Source organism: Azospirillum fermentarium, from assembly GCF_025961205.1.
GTDB classification, from domain to species: domain Bacteria; phylum Pseudomonadota; class Alphaproteobacteria; order Azospirillales; family Azospirillaceae; genus Azospirillum; species Azospirillum fermentarium.
In genome coordinates this window covers 917,425-937,633 of the sequence record NZ_JAOQNH010000003.1, presented here as the reverse complement: position 1 = coordinate 937,633, position 20,209 = coordinate 917,425, and the positions used below count along the sequence as shown (strand labels likewise).

18 protein-coding genes and 2 tRNA genes are annotated in these 20,209 nt (G+C 68.3%); 3 read left to right on the top strand and 17 right to left on the bottom strand.

The window, feature by feature from the left end; translation table 11 throughout:
* The first annotated feature begins 209 nt into the window (after positions 1 to 209).
* Positions 210 to 458 (top strand): type II toxin-antitoxin system VapB family antitoxin, encoded by a 249-nt coding sequence (locus M2352_RS26530; RefSeq protein ID WP_319802068.1) that lies wholly within the window; start codon positions 210 to 212, stop codon positions 456 to 458.
* Here M2352_RS26530 and M2352_RS24385 read toward each other — a convergent pair.
* From M2352_RS24385 to M2352_RS24345, 9 genes are all read right to left on the bottom strand, one after another.
* Positions 419 to 907: an L-2-amino-thiazoline-4-carboxylic acid hydrolase gene (locus M2352_RS24385; RefSeq protein WP_264667123.1), complete on the bottom strand. Its 489-nt coding sequence runs from the start codon at positions 905 to 907 to the stop codon at positions 419 to 421. The genes M2352_RS26530 and M2352_RS24385 overlap by 40 nt on opposite strands.
* An 18-nt stretch (positions 908 to 925) precedes the next feature.
* A complete protein-coding gene (locus tag M2352_RS24380) occupies positions 926 to 1,633 on the bottom strand; it encodes an ABC transporter ATP-binding protein (protein WP_264667122.1) in 708 nt (235 codons plus the stop codon).
* A complete protein-coding gene (locus M2352_RS24375) occupies positions 1,630 to 2,400 on the bottom strand; it encodes an ABC transporter ATP-binding protein (protein ID WP_264667121.1) in 771 nt (256 codons plus the stop codon). The genes M2352_RS24380 and M2352_RS24375 overlap by 4 nt, the downstream gene beginning before the upstream one ends.
* Positions 2,397 to 3,425 carry a branched-chain amino acid ABC transporter permease gene (locus M2352_RS24370; protein ID WP_264667120.1) on the bottom strand — a complete coding sequence of 343 codons (1,029 nt, stop codon included), beginning with the start codon at positions 3,423 to 3,425 and terminating at the stop codon, positions 2,397 to 2,399. Before M2352_RS24370 ends, M2352_RS24375 begins: the two co-directional genes overlap by 4 nt.
* Positions 3,412 to 4,326, bottom strand: a complete 915-nt coding sequence (locus M2352_RS24365; RefSeq protein WP_264667119.1) for a branched-chain amino acid ABC transporter permease — start codon at positions 4,324 to 4,326, stop codon at positions 3,412 to 3,414. Before M2352_RS24365 ends, M2352_RS24370 begins: the two co-directional genes overlap by 14 nt.
* Before the next feature lie 261 nt (positions 4,327 to 4,587).
* Positions 4,588 to 5,697 (bottom strand): ABC transporter substrate-binding protein, encoded by a 1,110-nt coding sequence (locus M2352_RS24360; RefSeq protein WP_264667118.1) that lies wholly within the window; start codon positions 5,695 to 5,697, stop codon positions 4,588 to 4,590.
* A 52-nt stretch (positions 5,698 to 5,749) separates the two neighbouring features.
* The gene (locus tag M2352_RS24355; RefSeq protein WP_264667117.1) at positions 5,750 to 6,250 is read right to left on the bottom strand and encodes an L-2-amino-thiazoline-4-carboxylic acid hydrolase; all 501 of its coding nucleotides are present in this window, start codon (positions 6,248 to 6,250) and stop codon (positions 5,750 to 5,752) included.
* Positions 6,247 to 7,581: an NAD(P)/FAD-dependent oxidoreductase gene (locus M2352_RS24350; protein WP_264667116.1), complete on the bottom strand. Its 1,335-nt coding sequence runs from the start codon at positions 7,579 to 7,581 to the stop codon at positions 6,247 to 6,249. The genes M2352_RS24355 and M2352_RS24350 overlap by 4 nt, the downstream gene beginning before the upstream one ends.
* A gap of 153 nt (positions 7,582 to 7,734) precedes the next feature.
* Positions 7,735 to 8,910 (bottom strand): M20 aminoacylase family protein, encoded by a 1,176-nt coding sequence (locus tag M2352_RS24345; protein ID WP_264667361.1) that lies wholly within the window; start codon positions 8,908 to 8,910, stop codon positions 7,735 to 7,737.
* Between the two features lie 193 nt (positions 8,911 to 9,103).
* Between M2352_RS24345 and M2352_RS24340 the strand changes: the two genes are divergently transcribed.
* A complete protein-coding gene (locus M2352_RS24340; protein WP_264667115.1) occupies positions 9,104 to 10,150 on the top strand; it encodes an asparaginase in 1,047 nt (348 codons plus the stop codon).
* A 7-nt stretch (positions 10,151 to 10,157) separates the two neighbouring features.
* Here M2352_RS24340 and M2352_RS24335 read toward each other — a convergent pair whose 3' ends face one another.
* Positions 10,158 to 11,579, bottom strand: coding sequence for a flagellar hook protein FlgE (locus tag M2352_RS24335; protein ID WP_264667114.1), 1,422 nt, complete (start codon positions 11,577 to 11,579; stop codon positions 10,158 to 10,160).
* 253 nt (positions 11,580 to 11,832) lie between these two features.
* Between M2352_RS24335 and M2352_RS24330 the strand changes: the two genes are divergently transcribed.
* A complete protein-coding gene (locus tag M2352_RS24330) occupies positions 11,833 to 12,249 on the top strand; it encodes a hypothetical protein (RefSeq protein ID WP_264667113.1) in 417 nt (138 codons plus the stop codon).
* 37 nt (positions 12,250 to 12,286) lie between these two features.
* Here M2352_RS24330 and M2352_RS24325 read toward each other — a convergent pair.
* The 7 genes from M2352_RS24325 to M2352_RS24295 form a co-directional block, all read right to left on the bottom strand.
* Positions 12,287 to 12,361 (bottom strand) — tRNA-Thr (locus tag M2352_RS24325).
* A 60-nt stretch (positions 12,362 to 12,421) separates the two neighbouring features.
* Positions 12,422 to 12,496 (bottom strand) — tRNA-Thr (locus M2352_RS24320).
* A gap of 408 nt (positions 12,497 to 12,904) precedes the next feature.
* Positions 12,905 to 13,981, bottom strand: a complete 1,077-nt coding sequence (locus M2352_RS24315) for an IS5 family transposase (protein WP_264662801.1) — start codon at positions 13,979 to 13,981, stop codon at positions 12,905 to 12,907.
* 80 nt (positions 13,982 to 14,061) lie between these two features.
* Positions 14,062 to 15,984 carry a polysaccharide biosynthesis protein gene (locus M2352_RS24310; protein ID WP_264667112.1) on the bottom strand — a complete coding sequence of 641 codons (1,923 nt, stop codon included), beginning with the start codon at positions 15,982 to 15,984 and terminating at the stop codon, positions 14,062 to 14,064.
* Between the two features lie 34 nt (positions 15,985 to 16,018).
* The gene (locus tag M2352_RS24305) at positions 16,019 to 16,993 is read right to left on the bottom strand and encodes an NAD-dependent epimerase/dehydratase family protein (RefSeq protein WP_264667111.1); all 975 of its coding nucleotides are present in this window, start codon (positions 16,991 to 16,993) and stop codon (positions 16,019 to 16,021) included.
* The gene (locus tag M2352_RS24300; protein ID WP_264667110.1) at positions 16,986 to 19,196 is read right to left on the bottom strand and encodes a glycosyltransferase; all 2,211 of its coding nucleotides are present in this window, start codon (positions 19,194 to 19,196) and stop codon (positions 16,986 to 16,988) included. The genes M2352_RS24305 and M2352_RS24300 overlap by 8 nt, the downstream gene beginning before the upstream one ends.
* Positions 19,197 to 19,209: 13 nt before the next feature.
* Positions 19,210 to 20,196: an NAD-dependent epimerase/dehydratase family protein gene (locus M2352_RS24295; protein ID WP_264667109.1), complete on the bottom strand. Its 987-nt coding sequence runs from the start codon at positions 20,194 to 20,196 to the stop codon at positions 19,210 to 19,212.
* Positions 20,197 to 20,209 lie beyond the last annotated feature (13 nt).

Here is a 20,209-nt window from a genome sequence, read left to right as displayed (position 1 = left end):
GATCGGCGGCAAACAATTTTTCATCGTCACCCCAGCGAAGGCTGTGGTCCAGAAGGTGTTTCCAAGGGGGAAATCTTGGGATTCATGTTGCCGCTGATTGCGGCTCAGCGCCTGGATTCCCGTTTTCACGGGAATGACGATGAGTGAATGTTTATCGTGACGCGTTCCCATATGGGATTGATGCGGCCCCTGCCCTGAGAGAGGTTCCCATGCGGATAACGCTTGCACTCGATGATCGGATGCTTGCCAAGGCACAGGCGTTGACCGGCCTTACAGACACGTCCGTGCTGGTGGGGGAAGCGCTGAAGGCCCTTGTCGAGCGCGAAAGCGCCAAGCGGCTCGCCCGGTTGGGTGGTAGCGAGCCTTTTCTGGAAGCGGTTCCCCCACGGCGCCCGGACGCGGAGGAAAGCCGTTCCCCTCACCCCGCGTCCTTGTCCGCCGCCGGATCGAAGGTGTAGCGGAAGTCGCAGTGCTCGGCCCCTTCCATGATGGTCTGGGTGCGTTCCATGGTGATGCGCGGGTCGTAGCCGGTGCAGAAGGCGGCATCGCGGTTGCACGACAGCAGGTGCCCGATGTGCCCCAGCCCCATGGACCGATACATCTCGGCATAGCGGCAGCGGGTGACGTCGTAATCGAAATGGGTCGCGTCCTGCCGCTTCACGTCGATGCGCAGCGCGTCGTCCTTGGTCCACAGGGGCTGAAGATCGGCGAAGCTTTGCAGGCTGGTGCCGTTCGGCTCCGACGCGGCAAAGGAGGATGCGGCGGCCAGGGCGGCCTTGGTGATGGCGGCACCCAAAATCTCCTGCGCCGCGGCGTCGCCCAGGCGGGCGGCCATTTCCTCATAGACCGGCTTCAGGATTTCCGCTTCGATCCGGCGGCGTTCCAGAATGCCCATGGCTTCGGTCATTCCGTGATCTCCTTATGCTCAATGTGCGTGGCCGCCGAGATAGGCTTCGGCGATGCGCGGGTCGTCGCGCAATTGCGCGGCGGGGCCGCTCAGGACGATGCGCCCGTCCTCCATCACCGCGGCGTGGTCGGCAATGCGCAGGGCGGCGCGCGCGTTCTGCTCCACGATCAGGATCGATACCCCCTCGCCGCGGATACGCTGCACCAGATCGAAGATCTGCGCCACCACCATGGGCGCCAGACCCAGCGACGGTTCATCCAGCAGCAACAGCGACGGGCGCCGCATCAGCGCGCGCGCGATGCACAGCATCTGCTGTTCGCCGCCCGACAGCGAGCCGGCGTTCTGCTTCAGCCGCTCGCCCAGCACGGGGAACAGGGTCAGCATGCGCTCCAGCTCGCCCAGACCGACGTCGCCGCCGCCCAGCACCAGATTTTCCCGCACGCTCATGTTGGAAAAGATCTGGCGTCCCTCGGGCGCCTGTGACAGTCCCAGTTTCACGATGCGGTGGGCCGGCAGCCCGGCGATGGGCGTGCCGCGGAAGGTGATGGAGCCGCTGCGCGGGCGGTAGATGCCCGACACCGCCCGCATCAGCGTGGTCTTGCCCACCCCGTTGGAGCCGAGGACGGCGACGATCGCCCCCTCGTCCACCGTCAGGCGGATGCCGTGCAGGATCTCCTGCGGCCCCATGGCAACGTGGAGATCCTCGATACTCAACAACGCCGTCATGCGTCCACCCCCAGATAGGCTTCCAGAACCGCCGGGTCGCGGCGGATGGCGTCGGGCGTGCCGTCGGCGATCTTGCGGCCCGAGGCCAGCACCATGATGCGCTGGCAGATGCCCATCACCAGCGTCATGTCGTGTTCCACCAGCATGATGGTCAGGCCCCGCCCGTGCAGCCGCGTGATGAAATCGGCGAGCGCGCGGGTTTCGGTGTCGTTCAGCCCCGCCGCCGGTTCGTCCAGGATCAGGAACCGCGGCTGCATGGCCAGCGCGCGGGCGATTTCCAGATATTTGCGCTGACCATAGGGCAGGTTTGCCGCCAGATCGCCGGCCAGATGGGTCAGCCCCACCGCGTCCAGCGCGTCCCAGGTGCGGCGGCTGATGTCGTCGGTCCGCGCCGACCCGCCGGGGATGAGGCCGCCGAACAGCGCGCCCAGCACGCCCTGTGGGCGCATGCCCGCCGCACCCACCGACACGTTGTCGAACACCGACATGTTGGGGAAGACGCGCAGGTTCTGGAACGTGCGGCTGATGCCGAGCCGCGCCACCTGGTTGGGCTTCAGCCCGTTGACGGTGGCGCCGGCAAAGGTGACCGTGCCCCCCGACAGCGGCGTGAAGCCGGAAATCAGGTTGAACAGCGTGGTCTTGCCCGCCCCGTTGGGACCGATCAGGCCGATCAGTTCGCCCTCGTCCACATGGCCGGACACGTCGTTGACCGCCAGCACGCCGCCGAACCGGCGGCTGACGCGGTTGATCTCAAGCAGATGGGTCATTGCCAGCCGATCCCCTCACCCCCGCGGGTGCGCCGCCACGCGGCCCCCCAGTGACGGCGGGCGAAATCCAGCGCCGACACCTCGCCGAACAGCCCCTTGGGCAGCAGCAGGATCGACAGGAACATCACCAGCCCCACCATGATGTTGCGGAAATCCCCCAGGCCCCGCAGCCCCTCGGGCAGCAGGATCAGCAGCAGGGCGCCGATCACCGCACCGGGCAGGCTGCCCAGCCCGCCCACCACCACCATGGCCAGGATCAGGATGGATTCGGAGAATTTGAAGTCGCCGGGCGAGATGTAGCCGGTCATGTGCGCCCACAGGCTGCCCGCCACCCCGGCGAAGAAGGCCGACAGGGTGAACGCCTCCATCTTCAGCCGCACGGTGCGCACGCCCATGGCGTCGGCGCACTGGTCGTCCTCGCGGATCGAGCGCAGCGTGTTGCCGTAGTAGGAATGGCTGAGCCGCCCGATGGCGACCACGCACAACGCCACCACCACCGCCACCGTGTAATAGGTGGCGAGCCGCCCCGACAGGCCGAATCCGAACAGTTCCAGCCCCTTGGTCACGATGATGCCGTTCGGCCCCTTGGTCAGTTCGACCCAGTTCAGCATGACCAGATAGAGCATCTGCCCGATGGCGAGCGTGGCGACGGCGAAATAGATGCTGACCAGCCGCATGGTGGGCAGTGCCACCAGAAAGGCCACCAACGCCGCCGTCAGCCCCGACAGCGGCAAGGTTGCGGTGAAGCCCAGCCCGAGCTTGGACGACAGCAGTGCCGCGGTGTAGGCGCCGACCCCGTAGAAGGCGGCGTGCCCCAGATGCAGCAACCCGGCCACGCCGGTCACCAGATGCATGGACGCCGACAGCAGCACGAAGATCAGCGACAGGTTGGCGATCTGGTAGAGATAGCCGCGGTCGAACCCGGCCAGCACCAAGGGCAGCACCGCGAACACCACGAGTGCCGCCAGCAGCGGCACCGGACGGCTCCACCCGCCCCGCAGCGGCAAAAGCTCAGACCCGTTCACGGCGCGCTCCGAACAATCCGTTGGGGAAGAAGATCAGGGTCACGATCAGGAAGCCGTAGGCCACCATGTCCGACCAGCCCGACGACACGAAGGTGGTCGCCATGCTCTCGGCGATGCCCAGGATCAGCGCGCAGATGACCGCACCGGGGATCGACGACAGCCCGCCCATCACCATGGCGACGAATGCCTTGATGCCGGGAATGAAGCCCATGGCCGGGAACACCGCGCCATAGTAAAGCCCGGTCAGGATCCCCGCCGCCGCCCCCATCATCGATCCCACGACAAAGGTGACGATGATGGTGCGGTCGGTGTCGATGCCCACGTACTTGGCGCCCAGCGGGTTGTTGGACACCGCGCGGATCGCCAGCCCGGTGCGCGTGCGGGTCAGCAGGTATTGCAAACCCACCAGCATGGCCGCCGCCACGCCGAAGATGATGAAGTCGCCGGTCACCAGAATGACCGGACCCACCCGTACGGGAGTGTTGATGAGATAGGCGAAGGGGATGGATTGCATCTGCGACCCGAACCCGATCTCCAGCCCCTCGCGCACCACGATGGACACGGCCAGCGACGACAGCAGGGTGGATTCGCGCATGGCCCGCGATTTCAGCGACGCCTCGTCGGTGAAGCGGCGGAACGGCTTGAAGGCCAGCCGCTCCAGCGAGAAGCCGGCCAGCGCACCGATGGCCAGGGCTGCGAAGATCACCGCCGCGGCGGGCGGGGCCGCGGCGGAAATCAGCACCAGACCGGCAAAGGCCCCCAGGGTGTAGATCTCCCCATGGGCGAAGTTGACGACGTTCAGCACGCCGAAGATCAGCGTGAAGCCGATCGCCATCAGCGCATAGGTCATGCCCAGCGATAAGCCGATGGCAAGCTGCTGGAGGTAGTAGGGATCAATCATGGGGAGGTCTTTGCCGGCCTGTCAGCGTTCAGGAAGGGGGCTAGGGCAACCGCATATGCCGCTTATGATCTTCTTTAGGTTTATCGTCATCCCAGCAAAAGCTGGGATCCAGAAGGTATCTCCATCATCAACACTTTGGAGAGCCAAGAGACTCATGTCGCCGCTGCCGCGGCTCAACACCTGGATTCCCGCTTTCGCGGGAATGACGATAATGCCTGATAGGGAAGATAAAGTCCTCTCTGCGATTGCCCTAGGAGGGGATCAATCAGCCACGGGCACGAAGGCGCCGCCCTTGACCTCCACCTTGACCAGTTCCTTCTGTGCCTCGCGGTCGGGGCCGAAGGAGGTCTTGCCGGTCACGCCGGGGAAATCCTTGGTCTCGGCCAGCGCGTCGCGCACCTTTTCGCGGGTCGGGTTGGGATAGGCCTTTTCCACCGCCGCCAGCATGATGCGCACGGCGTCGTACGCCTGGGCCGGGAACTGACCGGGCACGGCGCCGTCGGACTTGGCCTTCCACTCGGTCACGAAATGCTGCACGTCGGCCGACGGGTCGGTGGGCAGGAAGTTGGAGGTCAGATGCACCCCTTCCGCCGCATCGCCCGCCAGTTCCAACAGCTTGGGGCTGTAGGCGGCGGAGGTGGAGTAGACCGGCGTCTTGATGCCCAACTGCTGGACCTGCTTCAGGAACTGCGCCCCGTCCTCATAGAAGAAGCCGGTGTAGATGGCATCGGGCTTGGCGCGCTCCAGCTTGCTGATGAGCGAGCGGTAATCCTTCAGGCCGCGGTTGAAGAATTCGGAGAACACGACGGTGCCGCCGCCGGCCTTCACGCCCTCGGAAAAGCCGCTCACCACCGACTGGCCCCAGTCGGTCTGTTCGGCGATGACGGCGATGGTCTTATAGCCCTTGGCCAGCATCCACTTGGCGTTGTAGGGGCCTTCCTGCGCCTGGGTAGCGATGTTGCGGAACTGGTACTTGGAAATCTTGGTGTAGTCGGGGTGCGAGGCGGTCTGGGAGAGCTGGGGCAGGCCCGCGTCCTTGTAGACCTGGGCCGCGGCCATGGACACGCCCGAGGTGAAATCGCCCAGAACGCCGACGATCTCCTTGTTGTCCACGAACTTGCGGGCGATCGTGGTGCCTTCCTTGGCGTCGGAACGGCTGTCTTCGAAGATGATCTCGACGGTGAAGGGCTTGCCCGACCCGTTGAATTCGGTCAGCGCGATTTCAGCGGCCTTGCGGAAATCCTGGCCGTACTGGGCGGTCTCGCCGGTCAGCGGAAGCTGATAGCCCAGCTTCACCGTGTCGGCGAAGGCGGCGGCGGAAAGGCCGATGGTCGCGGCGGCGGCCAGCAGGCCGGACAGACGCAGATTCATGGTTCTCGATCCCTGTCTTCGCGTGTCGTTTTTTGTGGAATGCGTCAAGCGCTTAGCCGGCGGCCTTCGGCCCCGGCAGAACCTTCAGCCGGCAACAGCCCTCGTCGCCCGGCTTCCAGGTTTCACCCTGAAAGACGAAGCCGGCGGCTTCGAACAGCCCGCCGTCGATGGCGCCGGCCATGCGGCACAGCAACTCCAGATCTTCTTCGGAGCGTCCTTGCGCCTGCCACGCCTCCTTCAGCGGACAGCGGTGGAAATGGATTTCCAGCGCCTCGCCGTCGCAGCGGGTGATTTCCGGCGCGAACATGGAATCGCGGTTGGGAATGCCGTCGAGGAAGGCATGGCACAGGCCGGTCAGGTCGGCGGGGCCGTGGGCGGCGTATTTCACGCCCATGGCTTCCCCCAGCCGGCGGGTGGCTTCCCGCCCGATGTCCAGCGCGGTGTCGGTGCCGTAGCGTTCGCGCAGCACGTCGAACATGTGCGCGTAGGAGGCGGCGCGCATGGCATAGGCGTTGCGCAGCAGGGTGGGGTAATCGGGGGTGTCGGCCATCATATCTCTCGTCGGTCGTTCCAGCGGTACTGCAGAAGCTTCAACGGCCCGATGCGCTGGAGCAGGCCGTTGAAGGGCAGGGGAGTGGGATCGCTGAAGGGCAGGGCCAAACCGGTCACGTCGCGGCCCAGTGCGGCATAGGCCAGTTCGCGGCCCAGCGACACCGACAGCGCCACGCCGCGCCCGTTGCACCCGGCCCAGGCGAAGGCGTTGGGCGCCAGCCGGTGGACGCGGGGGACATAATCGGTGGTCATGGCGATGCGCCCGTTCCACACATAATCGAAGGTGATGCCGCCGAGGCCGGGGAACATGGCCGCCAGCCTCGCCCCCACGATGCGTTTCAGCCGCTCCGCCCCGTTGTAGGGAACGATCAGCCCGCCGCCGGTCACCAGCCGGTTGTCGGCGCTGTAGCGCATGAAGCGCAGGTCGCCGTGGGTGTCCGACATGGCCGGGCGGCCCGGCAGCACGGTGCGGCGTTGCGCCTCCGGCAGCGGTGCGGTCGCCATCTGCCAGGAGAGCACCGGCACCACCTCGGTGCGGATGTCGGGGAAGATGGACGCGGCGTAGCCGTTGGTGCCCAGCACCAGCGCATCGGCGGTCACCGTGCCGCAGGGCGTGCGGGCGACCCAGCGGTCGCCCCGGCGCTCCACCGACAGGGCGGGGGAATTGACATAGACCGACGCCCCGGCGTCCACCGCCCGCGCCGCCAACCCGCGGGCCAGCGCCAGCGGGTTGATATGGCCGCCGCTGCGGTTGATCCAGCCGCCGTAATAGACGTCGGTGCCCAGGATCTCCGACACCGCCGCGCGGTCGAGCAGCTCCACGGGCGCACCGCGGCTGCCCCACTGCGTCACCCGCCGTTCGGAGATTTTGATGCGGCCCGGCGTGTGGGCCGGCTGCACCCAGCCGGTCTGTTCGGCGGCGCAGTCGATGCCCAGCCGCCGTATCAGGGTGAACAGGGTGCCGGCACTGTCGCGGACCAGGGCGACGAAGCGTTCGCCGGCATCCGCGCCGAAGCGGGCCACCAGATCGTCGGGGTCGGGGCGGGTCAGGGTGGGGATCACCTGCCCGTTGTTGCGGCCCGACGCTCCGCGCCCGATCTCCGACGCCTCCAGCACCACGGCGCGGGTGCCGGCCTCCGCCGCGTGCAGGGCGGCGGACAGGCCGGTGAAGCCGCCGCCGATCACCAGCAGCGGCGTTTCCACGGCGCCATTGAGCACCGGCAGGGCGGGCGGCGGCGGGGCCGTCGCCTCCCACAGGGAATCCGGGCGTTGCCAGATACCACCCTGGCCCGGAACGCTGCCCCCCGGAACGGCGCCTGTCTGCTGTGCCACGATGCCTTTGCCTCTCACTGCTGCGGGCTGTGAAATCCGGCCCGGATCATGGGGCAAAAACAAAGGCTGCGCAATTCCCATAATTTATCCGGCAAAAAGATCCGTATTTATACAGGGCGCGCCGTTGTACGTGGAATTTGTACAGGAATAACCCTATGCAGCCGGCGGAAGAACCGTCTGGGCCAGCCGCACCCAATAGCTGACCCCGATGGGGAGGATGTCGTCGTTGAAGTCATAATGGGGGCTGTGCAGGTTGCGGCCCCCGTCCGACGGTCCGGCACCGAGCCAGATGTAGCAGCCGGGCCGCTTTTGCAGCATGAAGGCGAAATCCTCGGCCCCCATGCTGGGCATGGGGTCGAGATCCAGCCCGGATTCGCCCACTACCAGCGCGGCCGCCCGGCGGGCGAGATCGGTGGATTCGGCGGTGTTGACGGTGGCGGGGTAGCGGCGCTCGTAGCGCAGATCCGCCTCCACCCCAAAGCCGGTGCCGATGGCGCGGGCCAGTTCGCCCATGCGCCGCTCCACCATGTCCTGGACTTCCGCGCGGAAGGTGCGCACGGTCCCGCGGAGAATGGCGGTGGCGGGCAGCACATTCCACGTATCGCCTGCGTGGAATTGCGTGACGCTGACCACGGCGGAATCCACCGGGTGGACGCTGCGGCTGGGGATGGTCTGCCAGGCATTCACGATCTGGGTGCCGGCCAGGATGGTGTCGGTGCCCAGATGGGGCATGGCGGCGTGGGTGCCGCGCCCGGTCAGGGTCAGCTCGAACACGTCGTACGCCGCCATGATCGGGCCGGGGCGAAGCGCGATGCGGCCCACCGGCAGCCCCGGCCAATTGTGCAGCCCGAACACCTGATCCACGGGGAAACGGTCGAACAGCCCGTCCTCCACCATCACGCGCCCGCCGCCCTCGTTCTCTTCCGCCGGCTGGAACACGAACACGATGGTGCCCTGGAACACGGGGGTTTCGGTCAGGTAGCGGGCGGCCCCCAGCAGCATGGCGGTGTGGCCGTCGTGGCCGCAGGCGTGCATCCGCCCCGGATGGCGCGATGCGTGGGGCAGGTTGGTTTCCTCCGCGATGTGCAGCGCGTCCATGTCGGCGCGGAACGCCACCGCCGGGCCGTCGCCGTTGCGCAACACCGCCACCACGCCGGTGCCGGCCAGCCCGCGGTGAACCTCCAGCCCGAACGACGCGAGCTTCCCGGCCACGAAATCGCTGGTGCGCTGTTCCTCGAACGCGGTTTCGGGATGGGCGTGCAGGTCGCGGCGCCACGCGGTCATGTCCGCGGCCAGCGCTTCCAGCCCCTGGGCCAGCCCCTCGGCCATCATCACCATATCCCTGGTCCTTCCCCGTGTGGATGCAATGCAGAGGTCTGAGTCTAAACCGCAAAACGGGTGCCGGGGAAACTCCCAAAAGAAAAGGGGGAACCCGGCCCCCCGGGCGGCGGCGGGCACCCATTGCCGGACACGGCGCGGCCATGGCAGGCTGATATCCTGAGGAATCTTAGGAGACACGGCCATGACGGCCAACGTGCTGGTCATCTACACCGGGGGAACCATCGGGTCGGTGCCGTCCGATCCCGCCGATCCCAGGAGCCCGCTGCGCCCGGCGGACCCTGAACAGTTGGCCGCGTACGTTCCCAACCCGCTGAACGGTATCGGGTGGGATCTGGTGGGATTGACCGACGATGCCGGCATGCCGGTGCCGCCGCTGGATTCGTCGTCGGTGGGGCCGAAACATTGGGTGTGGATGGCGCAAACGGTGGCGGCGGCCTATGACCGCTACGACGGCTTCGTCATCCTGCACGGCACCGACACCATGGCGTACACCGGATCGGCGCTGTCGTTCCTGCTGCGCCATCTGGGCAAGCCGGTGGTAGTGACGGGCTCGCAGATCCCCATCTTCCGCCCCCGCACCGACGCGGTGGTGAACCTCATCAACGCCCTGTCGGTGGCGGGGTACAAGGCCACCGGGCTGCCGTGCGTGCCCGAGGTGTGCATCGCGTTCGCCGACCGGCTGCTGCGCGCCAACCGGGCGACCAAGGTGTCGGCCACGCGCTGGGCGGCGTTCGACAGCCCCAACCTGCCGCCGCTGGGGCGGTTCGATCTGGGGATTTCCATCGAGAACGGCCTGATCCGCCCGGTGCCGCCGGAGCCGTTTACGGTTCACCGGCGCTTGAACCGCCGCGTGATGGTGCTGTCGCTCTATCCCGGCATGGCGGCGGACCAGATCGCCGGGGTGCTGGCGCTGCCGGACATCCATGGATATGTGCTGCGCTCGTTCGGAGCCGGCAACGCGCCGGAGGATGCGGATTTCCTGGACACGCTGGCCGCGGCGGTGCGGGCCGGCAAGACCATCGTCACCGTGACCCAGTGCGCGGAAGGGGCGGTGGAGATGGGGCTCTACGCCGCCGGGGCCGGCCTGGCGGAGGCGGGCGTGCTGTCCGGCGGCGACATGACCACCGAGGCGGCGCAGACCAAGCTGATGTGGCTGCTGGCCAACGTGGCGGAACCGGACATCGCCGCATACTTTCTGGCCGGCCAATGCGGGGAGCGGTCGGTGTGAGCGGCTATCAGTTCTTGATGCCGATCACGTTCTGGGTCATTTCGTCGGCGGTGGTGATGATCTTGGACGACGCGGAATAGACGCGCTGGGTCTGGATCAGGTTGACGAATTCGTTGCTGATGTCGGTGTTGGAATTCTCCACCGCATTGGCGACCAGGAACGCGCCCGTGGTGGGAATGTCGTTGTTGACGGCGTTCTTGGCCTTGTCGCTGGGCGTCGTGATGCTGTCGGGGTTGGCGCCGAACGCCTTGACGATCACGTCACCGGATTCGTCGGTGGCGCGGAACGTGGTGCCCGACACCTCGTCCAGCCCGTTGATGTTGTTCACGGTGCCGCTGACGATCTGGTAGAAGCCGCGCCGCTGCCCGTTGTCGAACACGCCCTGCACGATCCCGCTGTCGGTGATCTCCATGTCCTTGTAGGAGCCCTTGGTGATCCCGTCATGGCTGGTGGAGATGCCGCCGAAGCTCCATTCGGGCGCGCTGGTGATGCTGTTGTAGGGGCTGCCCACGGTGCCCAGGTTCAGCGTCATGTCCTGGAACGTTCCGCCGGGGTTCAGATTCAGCGTCACGGCCTCTCCGTCCTGCCCGGCCAGGAACCGGTTGGCTCCGATCTCGATGGTGCCCAGGGATTGCCAGGTTTCGGGATAGGCGTGGCTGACGTCGTTGATGGCCTTGCCGTCGTCGGTATAGGTGCCGCCGCTCTGGAACACCTGCCAGGTGGCGGATCCGTCGGCCCCGCTGCGCACCTTCATGAAGTCCAGGGAGATGGAGGCTTCCCGCCCCTGGGTGTCCACCGCCTTGACGCCCAGCGTCACGGTGTTCAGGTCGTTGGGGACGGTGGCGACCGTCTGGTCGTCGGGCAGGTTGGCGGCAAGGCTGACGCTCCTCGACGCTTCGAAATAGTTGGGCATGTTGCCGTCGCCGACGGAAATCAGCTTGAGATCCGTGCTCTTCAGCGGCCCGTTGGGGGTGGCCTGGGAGGGATCGAGGCTGATGCCCATCAGCCCGCGGCCCGCGTTGTTGACCAGATGGCCGAAGGCGTCCAGGTGGAAATCGCCCGCCCGCGTCAATTCGGGCTTGCGGTCGCTGGTGCCGGCGGTGTCGTTGCCATAGACCGCCTCGCCCGTGCGGCTGTCCAGTTCCTGCACCAGGAAAAAGGCGTTGCCCTTGATGGCGACGTTGGTCGCGATGCCGGTGCTGGTGACGTCGCCCTGGCGGTCGGCCAGCAGCCGGTCGGATGCCCGTACCCCCGCGCCGTCGTTGCGCACGCCGTAGCGGTCGTTGACGACGAAATCCTGGAACTGGGTTTCCGACCGCTTGAAGCCCGTGGTGGTGGCGTTGGCGATGTTTTGGGAAATGGTGTTGAGCGCCTGGTTCTGGGCGGTCAGGCCCATCACCCCGTTGCTCATGATACGCCCGAACCCCATGACAGCCTCCCCCGTCTCGCCCAAAGCCGGCCCTGACCCGTCTTCGGCGGCCCTCTTTATCCGGGCACGACCGATGCAGCCGCCGTGCCAAGGCTTTCATTCTTGAAAAATCAATGAGTTGGCGGGAGGTAACGGCAGTTTTTCCGTGGCGGGGCGGAATCCTCTGCCGGGTCGGCGCCTGCGTCACCCGGCGCTTCTTGCCGCAGGGGGGCGGGGTTGATCGGCGGTTGCTGCGCCGTATAAACTGTTTGTCATGAGAACAGATCCCGACGGGCTTCCGCTGCTGGCCGACCGCCAGCGTTTCCTGGCCGCCTTCCGCACGGTGATGGCGCACCGCTGGCCCGACGCCACGGGGGACGAGGCGGCGACGGTGGCCGCCTTTGCCGCCTGCCGTTATTTCGGCGTGCGGTTCCGGCCCGAAGCGAACAGCGCCCGTGCCTGGGTTGCCCGCCGTCCCAACCCCGATGTGTTCGAGGTGTGGGACCACAGGGCCGATGGGTTCGTGTGGGATTTCTGCCAGCGCCTGCCCGACCCGGCCCTGTATCAGGCCGACGGTTCCGGCGATGCCCGCCTGCGCGCCGCCAGCGAGGCGGCCATGGCCCGCATCACCCTGCTGGCCCGCCTGGTCCATGCCGAAGCCGCCGGGATCGAGCCGGATTGCGAGGATTGAACCCGCTGCAGACCGTTTTTGAAGGGAAGGGGGGAGATGGTGCTGCTGGAGAGGATTGAACTCTCGACCTCTCCCTTACCAAGGGAGTGCTCTACCACTGAGCTACAGCAGCACGCTGTATCACCATGGGCACCCTGGGGTGCCTGTGGCGCCTTGGCGCCGTCAGGGAGGATGGTGCTGCTGGAGAGGATTGAACTCTCGACCTCTCCCTTACCAAGGGAGTGCTCTACCACTGAGCTACAGCAGCCCCGGCTTCATCGGTTTTTATTCCGATCAGCGGCGCGGCAACGTTCCCGTGCCGTCCCTGGGGTGGCGCGGTTTATGCCATAGGGCGTGGGGGCTGGCAAGGTCTTTTTCTAGGAACATATGCTGGAAATCACACCGTACCCCCATCGTTGGTGCCAGGAGCGGCATGCTTCAAATCTGAGGCACGCTGCTCCTGGCGGCCGTTGAGGCCGCGGCCAAGGGCGCGGATGCGCCCGCCCGGCGAGGGCCAAACAAAGCCTAGCAGGGCGCGGAAAAACGGACCGATGCGGTGGCATTGTCTCCGCTGAAGCTTGGAAATGGTGTTTTCGGGGCCTGTTTTGGTCTGGATGGCGCCTTTTTCCGCGCCCTCAGGCTCCTGGAGCCGCCATTCAGGCGGACTCCGGGATGATTATGCCGTTGTCAGCAGCTTGGGCAGACGGATCAGGTTATAGGCGGCGGCAGTCAGCGTGAACATCCAACCGACGCGGGCGGTGCCGCGGTGACGGGTCTTGCGCAGCCCCGCCCCCTTGATCCAGCCGAAGACCTCCTCGATCCGCTTGCGGATGCGCAAGGACACGGCATAGCCGGGGTGACGGGTGGTCCGGCCATCAATGGCTGAGCGGCGGTTGCTGGTGTTCTGGGCAACGTGCGGGGTGGCGCCCAGGCGGCGCATGTTCGCCACGAAATCCTTGGTGTCGTAAGCCTTGTCGGCGCCCAGCGTGATGCGGTGGCAGCCGGAGATGGCCTCGACCATCGACACCGCCGCCTCGCGTTCGGCCAAGCCCGTAGCCGCCGTCAGCCGGACATCCACCACCAGAGCATGGCGGTTCTCCATCAGCGCGTGGCCCATGAAGGCCAGCTTCGCCGGCTGCCCGTTGCCCTTGCGGTAGAGACGCGCCTCGGGATCGGTTGTGGAGGCATGCGTTTCGTTGGACCGTTTCTCACCGTGAAAGTCGCGCTCGCCGTTGCGGCCCGGCCCCGGCGGCTCACCGCTGCCATCTTTGGGCCGGAAGCTCTTCACGCTGGCCCACGCCTCGATCAGCGTGCCGTCCACCGAGAAGTGCTCGTCCGACAGCAGCGCCTTGACCCGCGGCTGATCCAGCACGGTGGCCAGGAACGTGGCCGCCACATCCCCCGCCAGCAAACGCTCACGGTTCTTGGTGAAGACCGTCACGTCCCACACCGGGGCGTCCATCGACAGCCCGACGAACCAGCGGAACAGCAGGTTGTAATCAAGCTGCTCCATCAACTGGCGTTCCGAGCGCACCGAGTAGAAGGCCTGGAGCAGCAGCGCCCGCAGCAGCTTCTCCGGTGCGATCGACGGCCGCCCGATCTTCGAGTACAGACCCTCGAAGGCTGGCGACATCACCTCCAGCGCTTCATCCACGATGGCCCGGATCGCCCGCAACGGGTGGTTGGCCGGAACCCGAGCCTCACAGCTCACGTAGCTGAACAGACCCTCGCTGCGTTCGTCCGAACCCCGCATCGCCCCCTCGCCGGCCTCATTCTCTACGAAATGAGAGAATCACGACCGGCCAGCCGGGCATAGCCTTTTTCCGCGCCCTGCTAGGGCGCCGGCGCGTCCACCGGCACGCCGTAATCGGGCACCATGGCGGTGATCAGCCCCAGCACCCGTTCCCGGTCACCGGCGCGGGCGGCGGCTTCCAGATCGGCGACGGCGGCGTTCACGGCGGCGTAATCGACCACCCGCGGGGCGGCCAGGAACACGCCGTCGGCCTCGGTGCGGGTGGGGGCTTCCGCCGCCGACAGGATTTCCTCGAACAGCTTTTCGCCGGGGCGCAGGCCGGTGAAGTCGATGGCGATGTCCACCTCGGGCCGCAGACCGGCCAGACGGATCATCTGGCGGGCCAGATCGACGATCTTCACCGGCTCGCCCATGTCCAGCACCAGTACCTTGCCGCGCTCGTCGGCCCGTTCCATGCCGTGGGCGGATGCCTGGAGCACCAGCTCCACCGCCTCGCGCACCGTCATGAAATAGCGGCGCATGTCGGGGTGGGTGACGGTCAGCGGGCCACCGGCGGCAAGCTGGCGCTGGAACAGCGGCACCACCGACCCCGACGACCCCAGCACGTTGCCGAAACGCACGGTCATGTAGCGGGTCGCCGTCCCGGCCCCATCGGGCGGCGGCAGCAGGTCCAGCGCCTGGCAATAGGTCTCGGCAAAGCGCTTGGTGGCGCCCATGACGCTGGTGGGGCGGATGGCCTTGTCGGTGGAGATCAGCACCATGGCGCGGCACCCCGCCTCCCGCGCGGCGTCGGCCACGTTGCGGGTGCCGGCCACGTTGGTCAGCGCCCCTTCCATGGGGTTGGCTTCCACCAGCGGCACATGCTTGAGCGCTGCGGCGTGGAACACCATGGCCGGGCGATGCCCGGCGAACAGGCGGCGGATGCGCGTGCGGTCGCGCACGTCGGCCAGTTCGGTGCTGACCGACAGGCCGGGGTGGCGGGCGCGGATCTCCATGTCGATGGCGTAGAGGTTGTACTCGCACGCCTCAACCAGCACCAGCAGCGCGGGCTCCAGCGCTGCGATCTGGCGGACCAGTTCGCTGCCGATGGTGCCGCCGGCGCCGGTGACCAGCACCCGCTGGCCGGCGATCAGCCCGGCGATGGCCCCGCGGTCCAGCACCGCCTGGGGGCGGCCCAGCAGATCCTCGATGGCGATGGGGCGCAGATCCAGCTTGCCGTTGTCCAGCGCCGACTTGAATTCGGTCATGGACGGCAGGCGCGAGAGGGTCAACCCCAGCGACTCCGCCCGGTCCAGCAGCGCCCGCACCGGGGCGCCGCGCAGTTCGTTGTCGGGCTTGGTCAGGATCAGCCGCTGCGGACGCTGGCCGCGGCGGTCCAGTTCGGCCACCACGGCGGCCAGATCGTCATCCGACCCCATCACCGGCACCCCGCGCACGGCGTGGCCGACGCGGCGGTTCTTGTCGTCCAGCAGCCCCACCACCCGGTACAGCGCCTCCCCGCCGTGGGCCTGGGAGCGGATGAACAGGTCGGCGGCGTCGCCCACCCCCAGCAGCAGCACCGGAATGGCCCCGGTGCCCCCGCCCCCGGCGTCGCGGAAGCTGATGCGCTGATCCTTCATCAGGCGGTAGGCGAAGCGTGGCCCCCCCAGCAGGATCACCAGCACGAACCACAGGATCAGCGGCACCGACCGCGGCACCGCATCCAGCCGGTTGAACAGGAACCCGATCAGCACGAATCCCAGCACCACCGCCGTCACCGCCCGCAGCAACTGCGCCAGATCGGGCATGGAGGCGTAGCGCCAGATGCCGCGGTACAGGCCCGACACCCGGTACAGCACCGCCGCCACCGCGATCAGGATCGGGGTTCCGGTCAGCAGCGCCTCGCCATAGGTGGAAAACGCCTGTCCCCCCACCCGCAGATAGAGGGCGGCGGCAAAGGCGGCCCCCGTCATGACGAGATCGTGGACATAGACGATGGACGCCCGCGGCGACGGGAAACGCATGGGATGACCCTGACGAAGAAAGACCAGTGGTGCGTCAAGCACCGGAAGCTTTGAACCATTCGGCGGTGGCACGCAAGCCGGACGCGGTATCCAGCGGGGGGGCCCACCCCAGCGTGCCGCGAATGCCGCGGCTGTCCAGTTCCAGCGATCCCGCCACCCGGTCCAGCGCGCCGGCCCGTCCCAGCAGCCGTGCCGCCAGCCCCAGCAGGGCGGGGGGGACGGGCAGCAGCCGCGGCCTCACCCCCAGCCCGGCGCTGAGCGCGCGGACCAGATCGGCGGTGGACAGCGGCGCCCCGTCGTCCACCAGAAAGCAATGTCCGGCGGCGGCGGGGTGAAACAGGCACGCGGCCACGGCGTCGGCCAGATTCTCCACCCCGATCAGGCTGCGGCGGTTGCGCACGCCCGCCAGCGGCAGCGGCACCCGCCGGGCACAGAGTTTCAGCAGCGTACGCAGGTTGCCGGCCACGCCGGGGCCATAGACCAGCGGCGGGCGCAGCACCACGGTTTCCAGCCCGGTGGCGGCGGACACGGCGGCCAGCGCCTCTTCCGCCTCCCGCTTCGATCGGCCATAGGGGGAATGGGGATCGGCGGGGGTGGCGTCGGTGACGGGGGTGGAGCGGCTCTCGTCCACCACCGCCTTGATGCTGCTGACGAACACCAGCCGGCGCGCACCCGCGGCGGCGGCGGATTCGGCCAGACGCCGGGTGCCGGCGGTGTTGACGGCGCGGAATTCCGCCAGCGGGTCGGCGGCGGCGTCGCGCATCACATGGACGCGGGCCGCCAGATGGGCCACGGCGTCCACGCCCGCCAGGGCATTCGTCCAATCGGTGTCCGGGCCGATGGCCCCCACCACCGCCACCTCGGCTCCCGGCGGCAGCACGGCGCGGGCGGCTTCCGCCGGGCCGCGGACGGCGGCGCGCACCGCCACGCCCCGGTCCAGCAGCCGGCGCACCAGCACCCGCCCGACGAAGCCGGTGGCCCCGGTGACCAGCACCCGCGCGTCAGCCATGACCGGCCCCATCGGCCAGCATGTCCCGGTACAGGCCGGCGACGGTGGCCGCCACGTCGGCCTCGCGGTAGCCGTTCTCCACCCGCGCGCGGGCGCTGGCCCCCATGCGGGCGCGCAGGCGCGCATCGGCGGCCAGGGTTTCCAGCGCCCCGGCCAGGGCGGCGGCGTCGCCGGGGGGCACCACGAACCCCTCGATCCCATCGCGCACCAGCGACCGGCAGCCGGGCACGTCGGTGGTGACCAGCGGGCGGGCGCAGGCCGCCGCCTCCAGCAGCGTGCGCGGCAGCCCCTCGCCGCCGCGGGTGGGGAGGAGGGCGATGTGCGCCTGTTCCCACACCGTGCGCACGTCGCTTTGCGGCCCAAGCCAGCGGATGCCGGGTTCGGCGGACCAGCCGCGCAGGGTCTCTTCGGTGATGGCGTTGGGGTTGGACGGGTCGGGGGCGCCGGCCAGCAGCAGTTCGATGTCCACCCCGCGGGACCGCAGCGCCCGCACCGCGTCCACCGCCACATCGACGCCCTTGCTCCACACCATGCGGGCGACGATGGCGGCGCGCACCGGCCCGTTTTCCGGCGGCTGGGGCAGGGGGGTGAAGTGATCGGGGTCGATGCCGGCGCCGTTGACGATGACCATGGACGGCAGCAGCCCGTCCGCGTTCTTCCACCCGCCCGCCCAACGGGCCAGGGCCGCGCCGTCGTCGGGGTTTTCCAGCAGGAAGCGGGTGCGGCGGGTGGTGATGACGCGGGCCACCAGCACCTCGATCGCCATGCGCAGGATGCGGGCCTTCAGGCGGCGCGACACGCCCAGGAAGCCGGTGCCGGTCACCGCCAGCACCACCGCCGGCACCCCGGCCACCCGCGCCGCCAGCCCGCCGACGATCACCGGGCGCAGCGAGATCAGGTGGACGATGTCCGGCTGTTCCTCGTGATAAAGGGCGACCAGACGGGCGACACCCTTCGTCACCTCCGCCGGGGACAGGCTGCCGCGTTCGGCGTCGAAGGGGATGACGCGGATTCCCTCCGCCTCGATCCGGTCGCGGTGGCGGTTGATGCGGGTGGCGACGGCCACGTCCAGCCCCATCGCCCGCGCCGCCCGTGCCATGGGCAGAAAGTGGGAGCAGAAGAACCAGTCCTCGGTCACCACGTACAACAGCCGCCGGGGCCGGCCGGGCCGGGCGATGACGGCACCGTCCACCGGGCGGGACAGGGTGATCATCAGCCCCGCCGTGACCAGCAGCCCCAGCACCAGCGCCCGCCACGGCGCCTCCACCGACACCAGCGCCAGCACCGTCAGCCCCAGATTGAGCGTCAGCACGCGGGCCGACACCGCCGCATGGGTGCGCCCGCCCTGGACCGCGCGCTGGTAGATGTGTTCCCGGTGGGCCTGCCACACCTTCTTGCCCGCCAGCAGCCGGCGCAGCAGGGTGAAGGTGGCGTCGGCCAGGAAATAGAGCGGGATGAGCAGTGCGGCCGCCCACAGCCCTTGAGCCGCCAGCCCCAGCAGCAGCCACGCGAACAGATAGCCCAGCGGCACGCTGCCCACGTCGCCCATGAACACCCGCGCCGGGTGCCAGTTCCACACCAGGAACCCCAGGGCCGCCCCCAGCGCCACCGCCCCCTGTTCCGCCGTCAGCGGGTCGGTGCCGGCCAGCAGCGTCACCGCCGCCAGCCCCAGCCCGATGGACGCGGCCTCGCCCCCGGCGATGCCGTCGATGCCGTCCATGAAATTGAACAGGTTGAGGAACCACAGCCAGAGGAAGGCCGCCGCCAGCCGGTCCAGCCAGAACGGCAGGATGCCCTGAAAGATCAATCCATCGGGCAGGGCCAGCAGCCCCACCGTCACCACCGCGGCCTGCACCCCGAAGCGCACCCGCACCGGCAGCCCGCCGCGGTCGTCGCGCCACGACACCCACACCAGCGCCGCCGCCCCGGCCAGCACCGGCAGCACCGCGTCCAGCCGTCCGGCCAGCCCCCCCAGAATCAGCAGGGCCGGCAGCCACGTCAGCACCACCCCCCAGCCGCCGCCGCGCGGGGTGGGGATGGAATGGCTGCTGCGGTCGTTGGGATGGTCCAGGATGGCGCGGCGGTGCAGATAGCCCAGCACCCCCCGCGTCAGGCCGCAGGAACAGGCGAACGCCGCCAGCATCAGCCCCACCAGCGGCAGGACGGCCAGCGACGGAGCGGCGGCGGAAGTCAGAGACAGCATAAGGCGGCGATCCTTACCCGGCGATGCCGTGGTAGCTCTTGTACCATTGGACGAAGCGGGGCAGCCCGTCGGCAATGGGGGTGCGGGGGGTGAAGCCGATGGCCGCGCGCGTGGCCTCGATGTCGGCGAAGGTGGCGGCCACGTCGCCCGGCTGCATGGGCTCCAGCACCATCTGTGCCTTGCGGCCCAGCGCCTGTTCCAGCACGCCGATGAAATCCATCAGGGATTCGCTGCGGTGGTTGCCCAGGTTGAACACCCGGTGGCGCACCCCGTCCGCGTCCGGCGGGGCCGGGTTGTCCAGGGTGCCGAGAACCCCGCCCACGATGTCGTCGATGTAGGTGAAGTCCCGTTGCATCTGTCCCTGGTTGAACACCCGGATCGGGCGCCCGGCCATGATGGCGTCGGCGAACAGATAGGCGGCCATGTCGGGCCGCCCCCACGGGCCGTAGACGGTGAAGAACCGCAGGCCCGTGGCCGGCAGGCCATACAGGTGGCTGTAGCAGTGGGCGATCAGCTCCCCCGCCTTCTTGGTGGCGGCATAGAGCGACACCGGGCGGTCCACCCGGTCGGCGACGGAAAAGGGCAGGGTCTTGTTGCCGCCGTAGACCGAGGAACTGCTGGCATAGACCACGTGCTCCAGTTTGGGCATCCGCCGGGCGGCCTCCAGCATCACCGTATGCCCCATGACGTTGGCGTCGATGTAGGCATAGGGGTTTTCCAGCGAATAGCGCACCCCCGCCTGGGCCGCCAGATGGACCATCCCGGTGGCATCGGCCATGGCGGGGGCCTGCGCCTGGATGGCATCGCGGTCGGCGATGTCGGCCCGCACCAGCCGGAACCCCGGCTTGTCGGCCAGCCGGGCCAGCCGCGCCTCCTTCAGCGCCACGGAGTAGTAATCGTTGACGGAATCGATGCCGATCACCGGCTGCCCGCGCGCCAGCAGAGCCTCGGCCACATGCATCCCGATGAAGCCGGCCACCCCGGTCACGACGATCGTCATCCGTGTTTTCCTT

Bases quoted from the DNA above. Each gene is read 5' to 3' on its own strand.
- M2352_RS26530 (WP_319802068.1), top strand. From the start codon at position 210: ATGCGGATAACGCTTGCACTCGATGATCGGATGCTTGCCAAGGCACAG.
- M2352_RS24385 (WP_264667123.1), bottom strand. From the start codon at position 907: ATGACCGAAGCCATGGGCATTCTGGAACGCCGCCGGATCGAAGCGGAA.
- M2352_RS24380 (WP_264667122.1), bottom strand. From the start codon at position 1,633: ATGACGGCGTTGTTGAGTATCGAGGATCTCCACGTTGCCATGGGGCCG.
- M2352_RS24375 (WP_264667121.1), bottom strand. From the start codon at position 2,400: ATGACCCATCTGCTTGAGATCAACCGCGTCAGCCGCCGGTTCGGCGGC.
- M2352_RS24365 (WP_264667119.1), bottom strand. From the start codon at position 4,326: ATGATTGATCCCTACTACCTCCAGCAGCTTGCCATCGGCTTATCGCTG.
- M2352_RS24360 (WP_264667118.1), bottom strand. From the start codon at position 5,697: ATGAATCTGCGTCTGTCCGGCCTGCTGGCCGCCGCCGCGACCATCGGC.
- M2352_RS24355 (WP_264667117.1), bottom strand. From the start codon at position 6,250: ATGATGGCCGACACCCCCGATTACCCCACCCTGCTGCGCAACGCCTAT.
- M2352_RS24345 (WP_264667361.1), bottom strand. From the start codon at position 8,910: ATGGCCGAGGGGCTGGCCCAGGGGCTGGAAGCGCTGGCCGCGGACATG.
- M2352_RS24340 (WP_264667115.1), top strand. From the start codon at position 9,104: ATGACGGCCAACGTGCTGGTCATCTACACCGGGGGAACCATCGGGTCG.
- M2352_RS24335 (WP_264667114.1), bottom strand. From the start codon at position 11,579: ATGGGGTTCGGGCGTATCATGAGCAACGGGGTGATGGGCCTGACCGCC.
- M2352_RS24330 (WP_264667113.1), top strand. From the start codon at position 11,833: ATGAGAACAGATCCCGACGGGCTTCCGCTGCTGGCCGACCGCCAGCGT.
- M2352_RS24315 (WP_264662801.1), bottom strand. From the start codon at position 13,981: ATGCGGGGTTCGGACGAACGCAGCGAGGGTCTGTTCAGCTACGTGAGC.
- M2352_RS24310 (WP_264667112.1), bottom strand. From the start codon at position 15,984: ATGCGTTTCCCGTCGCCGCGGGCGTCCATCGTCTATGTCCACGATCTC.
- M2352_RS24305 (WP_264667111.1), bottom strand. From the start codon at position 16,993: ATGGCTGACGCGCGGGTGCTGGTCACCGGGGCCACCGGCTTCGTCGGG.
- M2352_RS24300 (WP_264667110.1), bottom strand. From the start codon at position 19,196: ATGCTGTCTCTGACTTCCGCCGCCGCTCCGTCGCTGGCCGTCCTGCCG.
- M2352_RS24295 (WP_264667109.1), bottom strand. From the start codon at position 20,196: ATGACGATCGTCGTGACCGGGGTGGCCGGCTTCATCGGGATGCATGTG.